Genomic DNA, 17,704 nt, shown 5'->3' with positions numbered 1-17,704 from the left:
AATGGCTATTTTGATCTACTGCCACATTACAAATGATTTCTCACTTGAAAACGTATATTACCATTCACACACAACAAAACCTTTGATCTACAAGATTTGTGGTGTTTGGGGAAATAAAGAAGGGTCTATGTTGCTTTGGACCTTAGTGCTCACCTTTTACCTATTTTTGATGGGTATTTTTACTGATAACGACAGTAAATTGAAGAAAGTATCCTTGATCACCCAAGGCTTGATTTGCTTTTGTTTTTTATTGTTCACTTTACTTGAATCCAGCCCCTTCACTAAAATGCCAGGCATTGAAACAGATGGACTGGGTTTTAATCCGATATTGCAAGATATAGGTCTTGCTATTCACCCACCGATATTATATTTGGGGTACCTTGGGTTTAGCGTTCCTTTTTCGCTCTCTATAGCTGGATTAATTGCAAAAGTTGAAGGAAATGTTTGGGCTAAAATTGTCAGGCCTTGGGTACTTATTTCTTGGTCGCTGCTCACTTTTGGCATCAGCTTAGGTAGCTGGTGGGCGTATCGCGAACTTGGGTGGGGTGGATTTTGGTTTTGGGATCCAGTAGAAAACGTTTCTTTGATGCCGTGGCTAATTGCAGTAGCGCTTACACATTTGTTGCTCGTGGTACGGAATTTCAATATTTTGAGGAACTTTGCTATTTTGCTTACGCTTACAACTTTTATCTTGAGTGTGACTGGAACATTTCTAGTTCGCTCAGGAATACTCACCTCAGTGCACACGTTTGCAGATGACCCAAGATATGGACTATATATATTAGCTCTACTTGGTATAATTACAGTCAGTAGCTTAGTAATATTCGTAGTATTTACGAGAAAAAATTGCACATCTTTTCAGTGCTCGACATTGGAATCTGAAAAGAAATCTGCTACTCAAGTGACAGAGGGTAGAAGATTCTTTTCACGCCTTACGATGATGCTGATGAACAATTTATTATTCATCACTGCCTTTTTCATTGTGTTCGTTGGCACCTTATACCCTACAGTGCTCGAATATTTAACCGGTGAATTAATTTCAGTTGGAGCACCATACTATAATTCCTTATTTAACCCTATTGCACTGGCTATTCTAGTGCTCACCATGATCGGGCAATACTGCTGTTGGCGGGGAAATAGTCTATTGCCAATATTCCGTGAATATAGATTTTCATTCTGTAGTGCTGCAGCTATTTTGCCGTTTATCTTTCACATGGAGCTAATAATTGTGCTATCAGTTGCTATCTCCATAGCATTATTAGTCTTTATTTTAGAAGCATATAGTAAAAGAATTCGTTTATTTAAGGTAGCACTTGGTGAATCAATTTTATTAGCAAGAAAAGTTTCTAAATCCTACTATGCAATGATGCTTGCTCATGCTGGAGTGGCAATTCTAGTGCTTGGTATAACATATTCGGTTGGCTGGCAGGAGAAAAAAGAAAATTACTTAAAAATAGGGGATAGCATAACAGTCAATAAATTTAAAGTTACTTTACGAAATATTGAATTGATAAAAAAGGAAAACTTCCATGCAGTGAGAGGAACAATGGATATCAGGAATTTGTTGAATAACAAGATATTAGGTGAGATAGCCCCTGAATATAGATTTTACCTTGTGGAAGGTCAGAAAAATGTTGAAAGCAATATCTACCACAATTTGCTTTCTGATATTTATGTCGTAATCGGTGAGATTGATAAGAGTAAGAGCAAAATCGCAGCTAAAGTGCACTATAAACCTGGAATGTCTGTAATATGGTTTGGATCCTTCCTCATCGCTTTTGGTTTGCTCCTTGCCGCCTTTTCTTCTGGCAAAAAAGTTAAGCCACCTGTTCGTTTAATATCATAAAATTGTATCCGTTCAGGCAATGGCGTCAACTTAAGGGGAGATATTAAGGAGTAAAATACTACAAGAGACAGGACTTTTGTTTCTATTTTATTTCAATAAAAAAGTTTAAAATGTGTCTTTTTTAGGTGAAACATGCAAAAAGGAAAAAATCTTATCTTACAAATAAAAAATGCAATATACTCGAAAACTTTTCAGAAAATCCATTATATTGGAAAAAACAGTTTCACACGAACAAGAAAACTTCCTTTTTCGACAGTATTTTCTATAGTTAGTTAAAAAAAGTTTGGGAATAGAATGTGAACTTATGGAGCCGTTGACATGTACCTTCAAAGCAAGCTTTCTCTAAAGCAAGATATATTTCAAGAATTTAAGCATCCGAACAGCCTATCAGGATGAACCTGAATATGTGTGCGCCAAGAGAAGCGCTTAGAGTACAGTTGGTCAACCTAGGCAAAGTCTAGCCAATAGCCTAGAACAGACCATTATGGTGCGTAAGGTAACGAGCGTATCAAAGCTAATGGAATGGACAATTGCAGGGTACAACGAAAGTGAAGGTGTTGAGTCCCGAAATTTGTTATGACATAGAGGTTGACATTTTCCATGAGATGGAAGACAGCATGAAGGGTAACAACAAGGCAAGTTATCACTCACTCTATCGGGATCTGAGGCCGTGTCATGTGTTGAAATGGATTCTAAGTGAACTTGGGAGATCCTTTGTATTCCTAAAAGGTGCTCTGGAACAAGTCAATAAAGGCAAGGACTGGAGGAAGTGACCTTACCCAGAAAAAGTAGAGAGGAAGTTAAGAAGTTTTTTCAAAGAGGTGTGATATGACAAAAAGAAGAGAACATACAGCAGAATGCAAAAATGAAGACTGGAAAAAGAAACAGGTCAATCATCAGCAAAAATAGGAAGAGATTTGGGTATTAGCGGCTAAGCAGGTGGGTAAAAACATACAATGTCTGGAACCCAGGAAAAGGAACTTGTGACAAAGAAAAGTTTGATTTAAAGAAAGAGCTGGCAACGAGAGAAAGAGACATTTTAAAAAAAGCCCTGGGATATTTTGCAAACCAAAAAGAGTTTTTATAAAAGAACATGAAAACTGCTATAAAACACGGGAATTATGAAGGTTTTTGAACGTATCTGCTTGTATAGATGGATTACTCAGAAAAAAACAATAAGAGAAGAGCTCATACAAAGAAAAGCATCACAATGCAGGTACGGAGCTCCTAAACTGAATTAAAGGCTTTAGGTAAAATCAAAACAATGTTATGCAGAAAAATGGCATTCAAGCTAAGCTTAGATGAAGGTTTAAAACTACAAATAACATATTGAATCAGAATTTCACCACTGATCAACTAAACAAGATATGGGTTTACGTACATAAAAACCAATCAAGGATGGTTGGCAATAATAGATTTAGTTGATAGGCATAGATATGGCTATTGCGCAAATCTGCTTATAGCGATCAAGGATCACAATACACCTCTAAAAATTATCAATTTTTACTGAGTACAAAAAGTATTATTTCTAGACAAAGGTTGTTGTTATGATAATGCTGTTTCAGAGAGCTTTTTTAGTTCACTCATACTCATTGATACTTCACAATACTCTGCACAACACCGCAATATTTGAATATATAGAAATTTTTTATAATAAACAGCGTAGACATTCTACATTGCATTCCTGAACTTTTTATTTTCATAGCAAAAACTTCTTTACTTCCTCTCTACTTTTTCTGGGTAAGGTCACCCGCTAACACGTAGCGGGATGACGGTTGTCGGTAAGCCTAAATTACTTTAGCTATATCTCTGCAGCTAACTGCGCTAATAATGCTGGCGTTAATTAAAAATTAAATATTAAATCTTTATACTTTTATAGATAGCGTTAACATTGAGGTAACATTGTGGGTACAACTAAGATTAGTAAATTTCCATATATAAAAGGTAAAGTGGCAAAACAACATGCCGAACCAATAGTTGAAAAAAATCTCTATACTATTTTAGGATTCAAAGATATAGAAGATTTTGAAAATAAGACAGGTAAGCTTGTTAATAAAAAAGTTTGGCAATCATTTGTTGACTGCTTTGCAAAAGAAATAGATTATGCAGCAACTGAAAAAGTTGTAAAAAACATCGTTTGTAACATTGCAAAGAGTGATCAAGGTAAAGCTTTTACCAAAATTGAACATCTGATATTAAATGAAAAACAAGGTGATAAAAAGAGAGAAAAAGCGATTAGAAAAACTGTTGGTATTTTGAGAAAAATCAATCCAGAAAAAGCCTTTAATGAACTTTCAGTAATAAAAAAACAAGCTGAAGATTTCTTACAAACCGATTTTTATAAAGCTCAGAGTAAACCACTTCAAGGATTTGCTCCATCTGGTGTACAGCTCTTTGCAGAAGTTCTAAAATATATAGAAACACTAGAAAAATTAGCTGAAGTTAAAAAGGAAGAGCTAGTTAAAGATTTCTTGTTAAATCATGTTAGTTCATTGAATAAAAAGTATCCTAAATCACAAGGCAAAAGGGAAGATGCTATAACAATACTATCAAGTGATGAGTTGAAGAATTTTTACAATAAAGGTGTAGAAGAAGGAATATTACAACCAATGGTATCTTACAAAGAATGCAGAAACCTGTATAACCAAATGAAAAATGAATCCAAAAGTATAATTAAAAGAGAAGAACGGGAAGAAAATTTGAAGAAAATAGATAAGTCGATAGTCAGCGCAATTAATGACATAAAAAAACATAGAGAAGCAATCCTTAACTGTAAAGACTTTCAAAGTTCTTACACAAAAGAGAAAAAAGAACATCCATTTAGAGGCAATGCATGTCAAAAAATGATTGATATATATCAAGGAAAAATTGCTGGATATCAGGAGAAAATTTGTCAAAACTTAAGCCAAATAAAAGCGATATTAAAAAGTGTGCCGCAAGAAATGGATGATGTGGAAGAATTAGAGGAAATAATCGATGGTATGCATGAAGCGAAGCAGTTTGATGAAAATTGTGACTCAGCTTTGATTTGCTTATCGAATATACAGAATAAGTTAGACGTTCAGCTGGAAAGCCCCCTAACAGAACTCAGAGCTTCACACATTAACGTTAAAATTGAGCCTCAAAAAAAGGTTTCTACTTAAGAGACTCAGGGGTCACAAAAGAATAGCAAGACAATTTCTAGCAAAAGTGAGAAAGAGGTCTCCAAATATTTTCTATCACTGGACACTAGGATTGAGATCAAAAGGCTGAATAACGGGAGCTGTATAAACCGAGAGTGTGCGCCGTGGTACGCATTAAGAAATACTTAGCGGAGCTAAGCGGGGTTCAGAATAAAGGGCCTCGAGGTGAACAACTAACTTTAACCCGAAAGGGAAGGAGGACAAGAGCATGTATGTAAAGCGAGAGTTATCTGAAGATGTGTAAGATAACGGCTTGCAACACCTGATCAATATGGTTAAAGCTAAACTGCTTGAATTCCAATCTTCAGGGGTGGAACTTCACATCCATGGGTATCACATTTAAAACCCCATGTCTACAGTAAGCAAAGATTAAACTTTCGTCTGTGTGACATTCTGGCTGTAGAACGATAAGTAGTGAACTTATTTAAGAGGATGAATAGAAAACCTAAGTTGATCTAGAACAGTTCTTAGTGACGGAACATGGGATGACCTAAGGAATGCGAGTTCTATGGTTACGGAGTCATCGTAGTAGTCGTGAAAGTAACGAATCACCGGGGAGTGTGGGAAAGCCACATACAGGGCAAAGGGTGACAGATAATCGAATGTTGAAATTGGGAGGTACGCAGGCTGAAACAATACTTAACATTATACGTGAACGTGGACAAAGAAATTTGCCGGTTAAAAACGTATATCGCCTACTTTATCAGCGTGATCTTTACCTTCGAGCGTATGGCAAACTTTGTTGTAATAAAGGTGCTATGACAGAAGGTGTGACAACTGAAACAGTTGATGGTATGTCTTTGGAGAAAATCGATAAAATCATAGAGGATCTACGCTATGAGCGATATCGGTGGACACCAGTAAAACGTATCTATATTTTAAAGAAGAGTGGTAAACGCAGGCCGTTAGGATTGCCAACATGGTCAAATAAGTTACTTCAAGAAGTAATCCGATTAATATTGGAAGCCTACTATGAGCCTAAATTTAGTGAATGTTCACATGGATTTCGACCAAAGCGTGGATGCCACACTGCATTAAGAGCAGTAATGCAAAAAGGCAGAGGTACAAAATGGTTTATAGAGGGAGATCTCAGTGCATGTTATGACTCAATTGATCATACTATGTTGTTGAAAATACTGAGTGAAAGCTTCCAAGATAACCGTTTTATTCAGCTAATCAATCGACTGTTAAAAGCAGGATATATGGAAAATTGGAAGTACAATAAGAGTCATAGTGGGGTACCACAAGGTTCTATTATTGGTCCAATTCTGAGTAACATATTACTCGATCGGTTAGATAAACATGTGGAGCATATACTAATACCAGCAAATAACCGAGGTAAGCGAAGAAGGACAAATCCAAAATATTTAAGGTTAACCATGCAAGTATCGATGATGAGAAAACAAGGGAACTGGGATCAAGCAAAACAACTGCGTCAATTAGTGCAGAGTATGCCATCTAAGGATTCTTGCGATCCAAATTATCGACGTCTTTGGTATGTTAGGTATGCTTTCTAGTAGGGTTTGCAGGACCAAAAAATGAAGCTGAACAAATTAAAAATGAGATTGCTAAATTCCTCAATGAGGAGCTCAAACTTATGCTTAATGAAGATAAAACGCTTATTACACACGCATGTGATAGCAAAGCCAATTTTTTGGGTTATGAAATACACGTCTTGCATGCAGATGATAAACATGATCATCGGACACAACGATGTATTAACGGTAGTATTGGGTTACGTGTACCACATCATATAAAGCAGAAAAAGTGTTCTGAATATATGCGTTGTGGAAAGCCTATACATTTACCTCAACGTACACTTGATACAGCTTACAGTATTGTTGCTCAGTATCAAACTGAATATCGAGGAATTGTACAATATTACAAAATGGCCTACAACCTTCACACACTAAGTTATTTGAAGTATGTGATGGAAGTATCATTAGTAAAGACTTTAGCATCTAAATACAAAACAACTTGCAGGAAAATTTATAGAAAATTTGGTGCGATGATTGAAAACGATGAAGGTGAAAAACGAAAAGTCATCCAAATCAGAGTAGATCGTTTATCATCAAAGATACCATTAATTACACACTTTGGTGCTGTACCACTAAAATGGAATAAATGGGTAAGCATAAGTGACAACCTTATACCAATATGGAATAAGCGTAGTGAAATAGAGCAAAGACTATTGGCACAAACTTGTGAATTATGTAAATCACAAGAGCAGATTGAAGTACATCACGTACGTAAACTTGCTGATTTGCTAGGTAAACGTAATACTGAGCTACCGAAATGGAAAAAGAGAATGATTGAACGACAGAGGAAGACTCTTGTTGTTTGTCATGAATGCCATAAGAAAATCCAATATGGAAAATATGATGGTGACTCCTTAAAACGTTAGATTATTGGAGAGCCACGTGATACGGATGCGTGATTCGGAGAGGGGTTGTTGGAAAAGTACTTAACAAGTAACTCGCTGGCTGCCCACTCTACTTCATCTGCGAGAGGCTAGCGGGGAAGTTCCGCCGGTCTACTCTCCTAAGTAATCAAAAACTAATTGCAACTTTATTCTAGACTTACTCTCATAACCTTTGTAACTACCCTTTATACAGATTTTTCATAGTATTAGGCAGAGCTACTATCCAATGCTTTTAAATTGCTGCAAGATTCTACAATCAATTTGCAGGGTATCTTTAAATAAAGCCATCTTTTCATAAATTCTACTGCTTCTTTAGTAAACCTAAACCCTGTTTCCACAAATTCTTCGTTTAATAATTGGCACATTGCATCTATACTGCAGTTTTCAATTGCCCAAAATTATAGCTTTTGTGAATGATGAACCGCCTCTTCCTTTTCTGTTTCAATTGATTGTCATTTCATTAAAAAATTTGTTGAGGTTATTTGATAGGCAAGTTATTTTATTCATCGTTACTTCTCTCACTAAAAACATATCTGTGAGAACTTATTATTCTATCTCCTCATATCTTTTTCCTTAACTTGACTCGCATGGTGGTTTCAACTGCGTTAATATATGGACATTAATAAATTTTTAATATACATAACAAATACCTCACAAAAAAAGGAATCACTTGGCACTTTTTTTTAATAAAGTGTTAATAAAAGGAATGGTTACATTTGATCTTATAGATTCATTATCTATTTTTTCTATAATTTTATTAATGCTGTGGAAAGAACGTTCTATTCTTGCTAGAATATAATTAATTACCTTTAGGTCAATTTTTAACTGTTTATCTGAAAATTGTTTTATTAGCATAATTCTTAATAATTCCTCGCTTGCAGGTAAAATTTTTACGCTGATAGTTGACAATATTCGAGAGTTTAAATCTTTTAGTTTGAAGTTAAGCTTTTTCGGCGCAATCGAAGAAGTGATTAGCAGTCTCTTGTCATTTTCTTTTATGTAATTGTAACAATGTAACAACATTGCCTCATCTTTAATGTTTTGTACATCTTCTAAAATAAACGCATCGCTATACCTAATCTCGCTTACAAAATTATTCACATCGATAAAAATTGCATCGTTTATTGATTGCCAAATATGAGCAAGGTGAGTTTTTCCAGAGCTTTTAGGTCCAAAAAGAATCAGGCATTTCCAAGATAAATCATTAACTATCGAGTTATGTACCTGCTTATTTTCGTCTAAGATGATATAATTTTGCCAACAATAATCAACTTGATTATTGTTAAATAAATTTAATTGCACGTAAAGCCTCTCGCATTGTTACTTTTTGATAATAATTTTTGCATAAAAATTCACTTACATTTCTCAAATGTATCAGAGGTCCTTGATTCATTTTTCTTTTTATCGCGAACTAATTAGCCATTTTTATAAAGCTCACTTTCAAAATATTTATTGACTGTATATTCTACTAATACACTGAACATTGCTATTATTGGAATAAAAAATAATATACCTATGAACCCAAAATATGAGGTACATATGACAACTCCAAAAATAATGATAGTTGGATGTATATGAACTTTTTTTCCTATTAATAAAGGAACTAATATGCTTGAGTCTATTAATTGTCCAACACTAAATAACAGCAAGACAGCAGCACTTTCAAACCACCCACTAAATTGAGTGATGGCACTCAGAAACCCAATAATAGTGTATAATAATGGCCCTATGTAGGGTATAAATGTTAATGTTCCTGATAAAATTCCAATAGCTACAGAATGCTTCAGCCCGATTATGCTAAGGCTCACGGAGTAAAAGATCATCATGACTATACATACGTTTAACTGTCCCTTTAGGTAATTAGATATAATGAAATCTACTTTGGAAAAATAATCTGCAGCTTTTTCTCTGTAAGAAATGGGAATTAGTTTCTTGGCTTTTTCTACAATTAAAGGCCAATCACGCAACATATAGAAGAACACCACAAGCGTAATAGCTATTAATGATGCCATGTAAATCAAGCTAAAGCTTGAACTTAACACTTGAATTATAAGATTGCTGCCCATGCTAAGAGCATTTATAAAATAAGATATATAATCACTGTAATTTTCTACTAGATTTTTAGACAAGTGATCAAATAAACTATCTTCAGTTTTTATATTAAGAAATTCTAATACAGAAGGAATCACTTTAAGCTTTAATGAAGGTACCTTATTCACTAAGAAATTTAATATTAAAGTAATTTGAACATATACAATAGGTAAAACAAATGTGATAGCTAATATAAAAGCTATCAATAAGGCAAGTATTATAAAAATTACGGAACATGAACGCGGTATTCTACATTTTTCAAACTTGGTTACTAACGGATTAAACAAATGTGCAACAAAAACAGATATGAGACACGGGACAACCATAGGACGTATCAAAAATAATGCTCCTATTATGAAAAGCAGTACACAACAAATAGTTATATGACGTTTTTGCATGTGTTTAGCATAGTCAATTTACCAAAAAATATACAATTTATTTTTCTAAGTTGTACTAGACACAACTTAATCTGACAGACAAGAATTAACTGACAGAAGAATTGAGGTAGTCAAAACTAATATCAGGCTTTTGTTTAATGTTACTAATATTTTTCTGAAAAGCAATGTGTTTGCTATCAAGAAAAGTCTGCATAGCCATAGCAGTATTTACCTGAGTGAGGTCTGCTCTCATTGTAAGAACGCAACCAATGATCGACATCAATCTGAAGATCTTCCCTTGAATAGGTATCAATGAAAGTTTGCTGGTCCCTATACCCTTCTACATAATAAGTGTCTTGAGAACCCAAGTAACCAGTGTTTCAATTTCACCATCTTTGTTCTTTCACTTTCTCTAAAGCTGCAAGTTGCTCTTCAGTTAAAATTATGCTATCTTGTGCAACCTTCGCTTCAAGGGCTTTAAGTCTTTTTTTGAACGTTTCAATGTCGTTTCTTAGCCATACCGCCATCTTCGGAAATCCCTTTTTCTCAGCTCATTTGCAGCTCTTTGTTTTCCATATGCTGGAAATTTTGTTGCGATCTGCTCTTTCTATGTCTTCGGAAATTCTGTTTGCCATAAGTGGTTTTTTCTTTCATGCAGCGCTTCTTCTCCTCCATTTTCATATAATTCCTTGAATCGATAAAACGTATCTCTTGAGTAGCCCATACGCTTGAGATACATTTCCTAATTGTTTTGCTAGCTCTCTAACTTTGGTTTTAGTATTTTTGTTTTTCATATCTAACACTCCTTTCTTTTATTATTTTATAACTTACTTTTTTAAAATATCAGATTAAGTCTAAACTATTACAAGTACTTCGAAACAAAACAGACGAGTCAGATGCTGCCAAGGTTGCCAGGTTTTGTATTGCCAATAAACCTAATCTTTGGTAAACCTACTCCTCCAAGTTAGGCGTTTAAGAGATCTCTATCGTTGTTTGCAAGCACTTAAAGACGACAAGTTACAACAGCTTGGAAAATAAAAATATGGATTCCCGTTGTAAGCAAGCTGTACTTAAGGTAATTGCTACAATAGAAACAGAAATTTCTGCTATAGAGGAAGAAATTAATGAGCATGTTAATAATTACTCACACCTAAAAAATATGGTAGAAAACATCAAGACCATAAAAGGTATAGGATATCTTACTGCTATTGCAGAAATGCCATCTGTTGATAATTTTGATAATGCTAGGCAATTTGCTGGTCTAAATCCTGAGCATAGGTTCATCCGTAAATAAAAAAAGTCGAATATGTAAAATAGGATCAGAGCGTATTCGTAAAGCTCTTTATATGCCAGCTATAGTTATAATTCTCACTTTCAAGAGTTTTGCCAACGTTTAGCAAGTAAAGGAAAATGTCCAATGGTAATAATTGTCGCATTAATGAGAAAATTAATGCATGTGGTTTTTGGTATTTTAAAAAATAATCAACCATTTAATGGTGATTTAGTGAAATAATCAGTTGACATGAGAGACAGTATCTTTTTGCTTTTTTCATGGTAACTCCTACATATAATTTGTAATAGGGAAACGCTTCAGCTTGGAACGGTTGATAGTACAACCTCCTAACCGAGGTAGTCTAAATGACTCCATCAATGATCGTGTGCTGCAGCAACAAGCAGAATAATGTTTGTGAGAAGCTTTATTGAAGATGAAGGAAGGTCCTTCGAAATCGGTTTTCAGGAGCAGGTTTCAAACCACCTTAAGTGGCTCTATTTAAGAGATAGGGTCATAAGCGTTAAGGAAAAATCAGCGTAAGAGCTGGAAGGTGAGGATCAGAAAGGCGAACGTAAGTGAACCACTGATGAACGTGTCGAAATGGGAAGTGAACATCGAAAGGGGGAGTGAGTCGTTCTCCTCTTAATGAGCTTACAAGAAACCTGATTACTGTGTAGGTGGTGTTCGGCATAAAGGTAGCGCGAGTCTGATCTGGGCTTTAATAAGGAACTGCAGGAACCAGTCGATTTGATGAAAAGCGAGATAAGCAAGAGGCTAATCCTCAAGCTTTAGAGTAGCGATGCAAATCACTGGGGCGCGTAGTAGTGAAGAAGTGGTTGTAATGACCATGGAGCAAAGGGGTTGAACTAGTCGACTTTAGTAAATCATTCAACTGTAAAGGAGGATGAAAATGATTGAACGAACAAAGCCTTTTGATATACCGAAATCTCTAGTGTTTATGGCTTATAAAAGAGTTAAAGAAAACAGAGGAGGAGCAGGTATTGATAATTGAAAAGTTTGATCAAGACTTAAGCAAGAACCTTTACAAGCTATGGAATAGGCTACCTTCTGGTAGTTATTTTCCACCTGCAGTGAAGGCTTGTGATATAACTAAGGCAGATGGAGGGACAAGGACACTTGGAATACCAACTGTCTCGGATCGTATAGCACAGGAAGTTGTAAGAAGTGTTTTAGAACCAGAATTTGAGAAGGCATTTGATGAAGATTCATATGGTTATAGGCCAAATAAATCAGCATTAGATGCCATAGGACAAACCAGGAAGCGATACCAAAATTGGTTAATAGAGTTTGACATCAAGGGAATGTTTGACAACATAGACCACAATCTACTGATGAAAGCAGTCAGAAGACACACTACAAACAAATGGGTTATCTTATACATACAAAGATGGCTAAGTGCAGATATGCAACTTGAAGATGGAACAAAGATAAAGCGTCTCGGCGGAGTGCCGCAGGGAGGTGTAATTACCACTGCCATTAAGTTAAGGGAAAGTGATGGACTGTATTGTAAAATCAGGTAAGATCCACAAATTAAAAGAAGTAATGACATGAGTAAAAAAAAGAATAATCATGTTTATAAAAAATAAATTGATGAGTTTAAACTTTATAAACGCACACAGAGCATCCTCAAAAGACTTCTCACGAAAAAGAAAGCTGCCCTTCATTAATGTATTTCTCCTGATTTTTAGAAAGAGTGTAAAGTCATTACAAGTAATGCTTAATGAGTTTGTTCTGCATACAAGAAAAGATTACACAATTACGGCAAGTGCATTTACTCAAGCAAGAAAGAAGCTAAAGCATACTGCGTTTTCAGAGTTAAATGATGATATAGTTTCCCTATACTACCAAGATCAGGAATTTAAAACCCACCATGGCTTCAGAGTACTTGCATTTGATGCTTCAATACTGATTCTGCCAAAGAGCGACAAAATAATAGGCGAGTTTGGCTCAAGAGCAGTATGGAATGGAATCCAGAGATTTGAAGACTATACAAGTGCAACCTTTGAAGTTTGCTACGATGTGCTAAATAATATTGCAATAAAATCTGCGCTAAGTAGAGGTGACAGCTATGAGGTTGATTTAGCGATCGGTATGCTTGAATCCATAAAATCAGACGATTTGTTAATCTGTGATAGAGGATACGTATCTTATCGATTTCTTGCTGAGCTTACAGGAAGGAAAATCAATTATATAATTCGCTGTCCAAGTTCGTCTTTCAATGAAATAAACGCTATGTTTAAGCCGGAAAGCCCATCTAGTATGGTGGTAGTGTCTACCGCACCTATTAAAGTAGCAAGACAGCTACGAAAGCTAGGATTACCTGATGAGATGAAATTCAGGTTAGTCAAAATAATACTTTCTTCTGGAGAAGTTGAAGTGTTAGTAACATCTCTGTTAGATGAGCAAAGTTTTACAGTCGAAGAGTTTGAGAGATTATATTACTTGCGCTGGGGAGTAGAAACATTTTTTTCTAGGCTGAAGGGAAGATTAAATTTAGAGAATTTCACAGGAAAAAGTATTGAAACTATCAAGCAGGATTTTTGGTCAACTATCTTCATCAGTAATCTAGAAAGTATCATGATAGAAGATGATGAAGAGACATTGAGCGCACAGAATAGTAAACTAAAAAAAAGCATCAATAAATCTGTCTCATTTAATGCGATTAAAAACTTAGCCTTTGATATTTTTTCTACAGAGTCAGACATAGACTGCATTATGGATCGACTATCACAGTTATTTTTGATGAACACTTTAGTGGTAAGAAAAGGGAGAAGAGTTGATCGTCATAAGATATCTGATATTCGTTCACTCAACTACCAGAAAAGAGCTAGAAAACATGTGTTTTAAATTCAAGATATCTTTTCAGTATCATTGCATTAGTACATTCTTTGCAAAATAACCTGCAATTATTACTTTTTTAAATAACTTGCACTTTTCAGACTCCCTTTTCTTAAAAATTCACCCTAGTATTTACCATAATTATCAATCACTTCAAATTTTTTGTCCAATCTTAACTTCTCTTTCCCTTAACTTAATGGCAGTGGGTAATTACACCTCCCTGCGGCACTCCGCCGAGACGCTTTATCTTTGTTCCATCTTCAAGTTGCATATCTGCACTTAGCCATCTTTGTATGTATAAGATAACCCATTTGTTTGTAGTGTGTCTTCTGACTGCTTTCATCAGTAGATTGTGGTCTATGTTGTCAAACATTCCCTTGATGTCAAACTCTATTAACCAATTTTGGTATCGCTTCCTGGTTTGTCCTATGGCATCTAATGCTGATTTATTTGGCCTATAACCATATGAATCTTCATCAAATGCCTTCTCAAATTCTGGTTCTAAAACACTTCTTACAACTTCCTGTGCTATACGATCCGAGACAGTTGGTATTCCAAGTGTCCTTGTCCCTCCATCTGCCTTAGTTATATCACAAGCCTTCACTGCAGGTGGAAAATAACTACCAGAAGGTAGCCTATTCCATAGCTTGTAAAGGTTCTTGCTTAAGTCTTGATCAAACTTTTCAATTATCAATACCTGCTCCTCCTCTGTTTTCTTTAACTCTTTTATAAGCCATAAACACTAGAGATTTCGGTATATCAAAAGGCTTTGTTCGTTCAATCATTTTCATCCTCCTTTACAGTTGAATGATTTACTAAAGTCGACTAGTTCAACCCCTTTGCTCCATGGTCATTACAACCACTTCTTCACTACTACGCGCCCCAGTGATTTGCATCGCTACTCTAAAGCTTGAGGATTAGCCTCTTGCTTATCTCGCTTTTCATCAAATCGACTGGTTCCTGCAGTTCCTTATTAAAGCCCAGATCAGACTCGCGCTACCTTTATGCCGAACACCACCTACACAGTAATCAGGTTTCTTGTAAGCTCATTAAGAGGAGAACGACTCACTCCCCCTTTCGATGTTCACTTCCCATTTCGACACGTTCATCAGTGGTTCACTTACGTTCGCCTTTCTGATCCTCACCTTCCAGCTCTTACGCTGATTTTTCCTTAACGCTTATGACCCTATCTCTTAAATAGAGCCACTTAAGGTGGTTTGAAACCTGCTCCTGAAAACCGATTTCGAAGGACCTTCCTTCATCTTCAATAAAGCTTCTCACAAACATTATTCTGCTTGTTGCTGCAGCACACAGCCATTTTTGAGGTAAAATAAAACATGATTATGAGGGCTTATTATACAGAAAAAAGTACACAGTGGAATTTAAATTAGAGGCAATAAAGTTGGTAAAGGAAACGGGGCAAGCAAAATAGCTAAAGATTTAGGAATAGATAACAGTACGCTAAGTGACTGAAAATATAACGAAAAAGGATCAATAGAAGAAGCATTTCCTGGTAAGGGAAAGTTGGCACCATGTGATAAAGAAAAGTTTGAATTAAAGAAAGAACTAACAAGAGTTACTAGAGAAAGAGACATTTCAAAAAAAGCCCTGGGATATTTTGCAAGTTACAAAGATTTATTTATCAAAAAGCATAGAAACTACTATAAAGTACAGGAGTTATGCAGGATTTTGAAAGTATCTGCTAGCGGCTACTATGGACTAGTAAGAAGAAAAGCAGCAACAAGGGAGCAGCTTCTAGCAGATATTCAAAAAATATACCAAGCATCTAATTGTAGATATGGGGCACCTAAACTAAAGGCTTTAGGTAAAAATTGCAACATCAAAACAGTGCAGGATATCATGCAAAAAAACAAGCTAGACTGAGGCGAAGATTCAAAAGCAAAAAACAGCAGACTGACAATAGGGTTATAGCTCCAAATATCCTGGATCAAAATTTTACTACGGACCAGCCCAATAAGGTATGGGTTTACTTGTATAAAAACCAAAGAAGGCTGGCTATATTGGGCAGCAATAATTGACTTATATTCACGTATGGTAGTTAATGAGTAGTTCAATGGATAAACAATTAATTATAGATGCTTTATTTATGGCTGTTAATAAACGCAAACCCGCCAAAGATCTACTGTTTCATAGTGATCAAGGTTTACCTCTAAAAATTATCAGTTTTTGCTGAACACAAAAAACATCATTTCCAGCATACAGGCTGTTGTTATGACAACTCTGTTATTGAAAAGCTCACTCAAACGGGAGCTTCTTATTGATGATACTTCGCAACACTCTGCTCAGCAAACTAGAACTGCTATATTTGAGTACATAGAAATTTTTATAACAAACAGCGTAGACATTCTACATTGCATTCCTGAGAAATTTGATTCATCATTTTCATAATAAAAATGCCTTAACTTCCTCTCTACTTTTTCTGGGTAAGGTCAGTCGATCGCAGTCCTGGCATCTTATCACCATTTAGCCAACTTAAAAATGCTCCTCCACCAGTTGAAATATACGTAAAATCTTTATCGGTAAGACCTGCAGCATTTACTGCAGATAGGCTATCTCCTCCTCCTATTATGCTGGTTAATTTTCCTTTGTGTGTCAAATTACTTACTACTCTCATCACCTCCACTGTACCATTTGCAAAAGCTGAATGTTCAAAAACACCAATAGGCCCATTCCATAGTAGAGTTTTACTGCTTGCTATTATACCGCTTATTGTGCTTAAAGTTTGAGGTCCGATATCTAAAATTATATCACCGTCCAAAACGGATTCGGTTTTTCTTAAAATGCTAGTGCTATAATCAGAGTTTACTGTAACTAGAACGTCCTCAGGCACAACTATTTTACAATTATTTTCACTTGCTGTTTCAACGATATCATGCAAAAGGTCATCAACGCCATTTTGAAAAAAAGATTTGCCTATATTCACTTTATTAAATAACAAAAAATTATTAGCAATTGCCCCCCCCAGAATAAGGTAATCAACCTTTTCTGCTAGCTTTATAAGCATTTTTATTTTAGTTGATATTTTAGCTCCACCGACTATCGCAGTAATAGGCTTAGCGTCAAATGATATGGCTTGCTCAAGATATTTTAGCTCATCTTGCAAGCAAAATCCTGTATAAGAAGGTAAAAATTCTGTAATGCGTGAAATAGAAGCGTGAGCTCTGTGAGAGCAAGAAAATGCATCATTTACATATATATCTGCTAGAGATGCTAATTGTTTAGCAAAATTTGAGTCATTCTGCTCTTCTTCTTTATAAAACCTCAGATTCTCTAGTAATATTATATCTCCTCTACCCATCGCATTTATTGCTCTTTGTACTCTCTCACCAATACAATCATCAACAAATTCCACTTCTTTGCTTAGCAGCTGCGATAAAGTTTCAACTACGTTTTTTAGCGATAAGTTACTGTCTTTGGCTTTTGGACGCCCAAAATGTGAGGTAATAATAACTTTTGCACCCGCATTTGCCAAATACTGAATGGTAGGTAGCGCTCTTAAAATACGAGTAGAATCACAAATTCTTTCATCTTTTATAGGAACATTGAAGTCAACCCTGAGCAGAACATTTTTATTGTGAAAATCACAACTCTCTATGCTAGGTACATTTATCATAAAATTAAGGAGCTATAAAA

12 protein-coding genes and 4 pseudogenes are annotated in these 17,704 nt (G+C 35.4%); 10 read left to right on the top strand and 6 right to left on the bottom strand.

The features are described from left to right. Position 1: 1 nt before the first annotated feature. The 4 genes and pseudogenes from ABLO99_RS00255 to ABLO99_RS00235 all read left to right on the top strand — a co-directional run bounded on the left by ABLO99_RS00255 (position 2) and on the right by ABLO99_RS00235 (position 7,432). Complete coding sequence (locus ABLO99_RS00255) at positions 2-1,846, top strand: heme lyase CcmF/NrfE family subunit (protein ID WP_349967731.1); 1,845 nt, start codon at positions 2-4, stop codon at positions 1,844-1,846. A 132-nt stretch (positions 1,847-1,978) separates the two neighbouring features. Then, a pseudogene (locus ABLO99_RS00250) lies at positions 1,979-2,252 on the top strand (IS4 family transposase); the annotation flags it as partial. Between the two features lie 1,498 nt (positions 2,253-3,750). Further along, positions 3,751-4,989, top strand: coding sequence for a hypothetical protein (locus ABLO99_RS00240; RefSeq protein WP_047759398.1), 1,239 nt, complete (start codon positions 3,751-3,753; stop codon positions 4,987-4,989). 641 nt (positions 4,990-5,630) lie between these two features. Continuing rightward, positions 5,631-7,432 (top strand): annotated as a pseudogene (locus ABLO99_RS00235) (reverse transcriptase domain-containing protein). Positions 7,433-7,564: 132 nt separating this feature from the next. On the opposite strand, the pseudogene ABLO99_RS00230 reads toward ABLO99_RS00235, so the two are convergent. The 4 genes and pseudogenes from ABLO99_RS00230 to ABLO99_RS00215 all read right to left on the bottom strand — a co-directional run. Next, a pseudogene (locus ABLO99_RS00230) lies at positions 7,565-7,957 on the bottom strand (IS4 family transposase); the annotation flags it as partial. A gap of 159 nt (positions 7,958-8,116) precedes the next feature. Further along, entirely contained in the window at positions 8,117-8,752 is a 636-nt protein-coding gene (locus tag ABLO99_RS00225; RefSeq protein ID WP_349967729.1) for a DnaA ATPase domain-containing protein, read from the bottom strand. A gap of 113 nt (positions 8,753-8,865) precedes the next feature. Then, positions 8,866-9,939, bottom strand: coding sequence for an AI-2E family transporter (locus tag ABLO99_RS00220; protein WP_349967728.1), 1,074 nt, complete (start codon positions 9,937-9,939; stop codon positions 8,866-8,868). 85 nt (positions 9,940-10,024) lie between these two features. Continuing rightward, positions 10,025-10,642, bottom strand: a pseudogene (locus tag ABLO99_RS00215) (helix-turn-helix domain-containing protein). A gap of 318 nt (positions 10,643-10,960) precedes the next feature. On the opposite strand from ABLO99_RS00215, the gene ABLO99_RS00210 reads away from it, so the two are divergent. The 4 genes from ABLO99_RS00210 to ABLO99_RS00195 all read left to right on the top strand — a co-directional run bounded on the left by ABLO99_RS00210 (position 10,961) and on the right by ABLO99_RS00195 (position 14,059). Beyond that, the gene (locus ABLO99_RS00210; protein WP_047759815.1) at positions 10,961-11,212 is read left to right on the top strand and encodes a hypothetical protein; all 252 of its coding nucleotides are present in this window, start codon (positions 10,961-10,963) and stop codon (positions 11,210-11,212) included. Next, entirely contained in the window at positions 11,184-11,315 is a 132-nt protein-coding gene (locus tag ABLO99_RS00205) for a transposase (RefSeq protein ID WP_349968538.1), read from the top strand. The genes ABLO99_RS00210 and ABLO99_RS00205 overlap by 29 nt, the downstream gene beginning before the upstream one ends. Before the next feature lie 877 nt (positions 11,316-12,192). Beyond that, positions 12,193-12,732 (top strand): reverse transcriptase domain-containing protein, encoded by a 540-nt coding sequence (locus ABLO99_RS00200; protein ID WP_349967726.1) that lies wholly within the window; start codon positions 12,193-12,195, stop codon positions 12,730-12,732. Between the two features lie 49 nt (positions 12,733-12,781). Continuing rightward, entirely contained in the window at positions 12,782-14,059 is a 1,278-nt protein-coding gene (locus tag ABLO99_RS00195; RefSeq protein ID WP_349967391.1) for an IS4-like element ISWpi18 family transposase, read from the top strand. 184 nt (positions 14,060-14,243) lie between these two features. Here the strand turns inward: ABLO99_RS00195 and ABLO99_RS00190 are convergent, their stop codons facing one another. Continuing rightward, complete coding sequence (locus ABLO99_RS00190; RefSeq protein ID WP_349967724.1) at positions 14,244-14,744, bottom strand: reverse transcriptase domain-containing protein; 501 nt, start codon at positions 14,742-14,744, stop codon at positions 14,244-14,246. Positions 14,745-15,574: 830 nt separating this feature from the next. On the opposite strand from ABLO99_RS00190, the gene ABLO99_RS00185 reads away from it, so the two are divergent. Next, a complete protein-coding gene (locus ABLO99_RS00185; RefSeq protein ID WP_349967723.1) occupies positions 15,575-15,934 on the top strand; it encodes an IS3 family transposase in 360 nt (119 codons plus the stop codon). 348 nt (positions 15,935-16,282) lie between these two features. Further along, on the top strand, positions 16,283-16,459 hold the full coding sequence (locus ABLO99_RS00180) for a hypothetical protein (protein ID WP_153295391.1): 177 nt from the start codon (positions 16,283-16,285) through the stop codon (positions 16,457-16,459). Between the two features lie 22 nt (positions 16,460-16,481). On the opposite strand, the gene ABLO99_RS00175 is transcribed toward ABLO99_RS00180, so the two are convergent. Then, positions 16,482-17,681: a phosphoglycerate kinase gene (locus ABLO99_RS00175; RefSeq protein WP_349968536.1), complete on the bottom strand. Its 1,200-nt coding sequence runs from the start codon at positions 17,679-17,681 to the stop codon at positions 16,482-16,484. Positions 17,682-17,704 lie beyond the last annotated feature (23 nt).

The sequence above is a fragment of the Wolbachia endosymbiont of Armadillidium arcangelii genome (genome assembly GCF_040207875.1).
GTDB lineage: Bacteria > Pseudomonadota > Alphaproteobacteria > Rickettsiales > Anaplasmataceae > Wolbachia.
The sequence above is the reverse complement of the archived record's forward strand: the minus strand, read 5'-3'. Positions and strand labels throughout refer to the sequence as shown.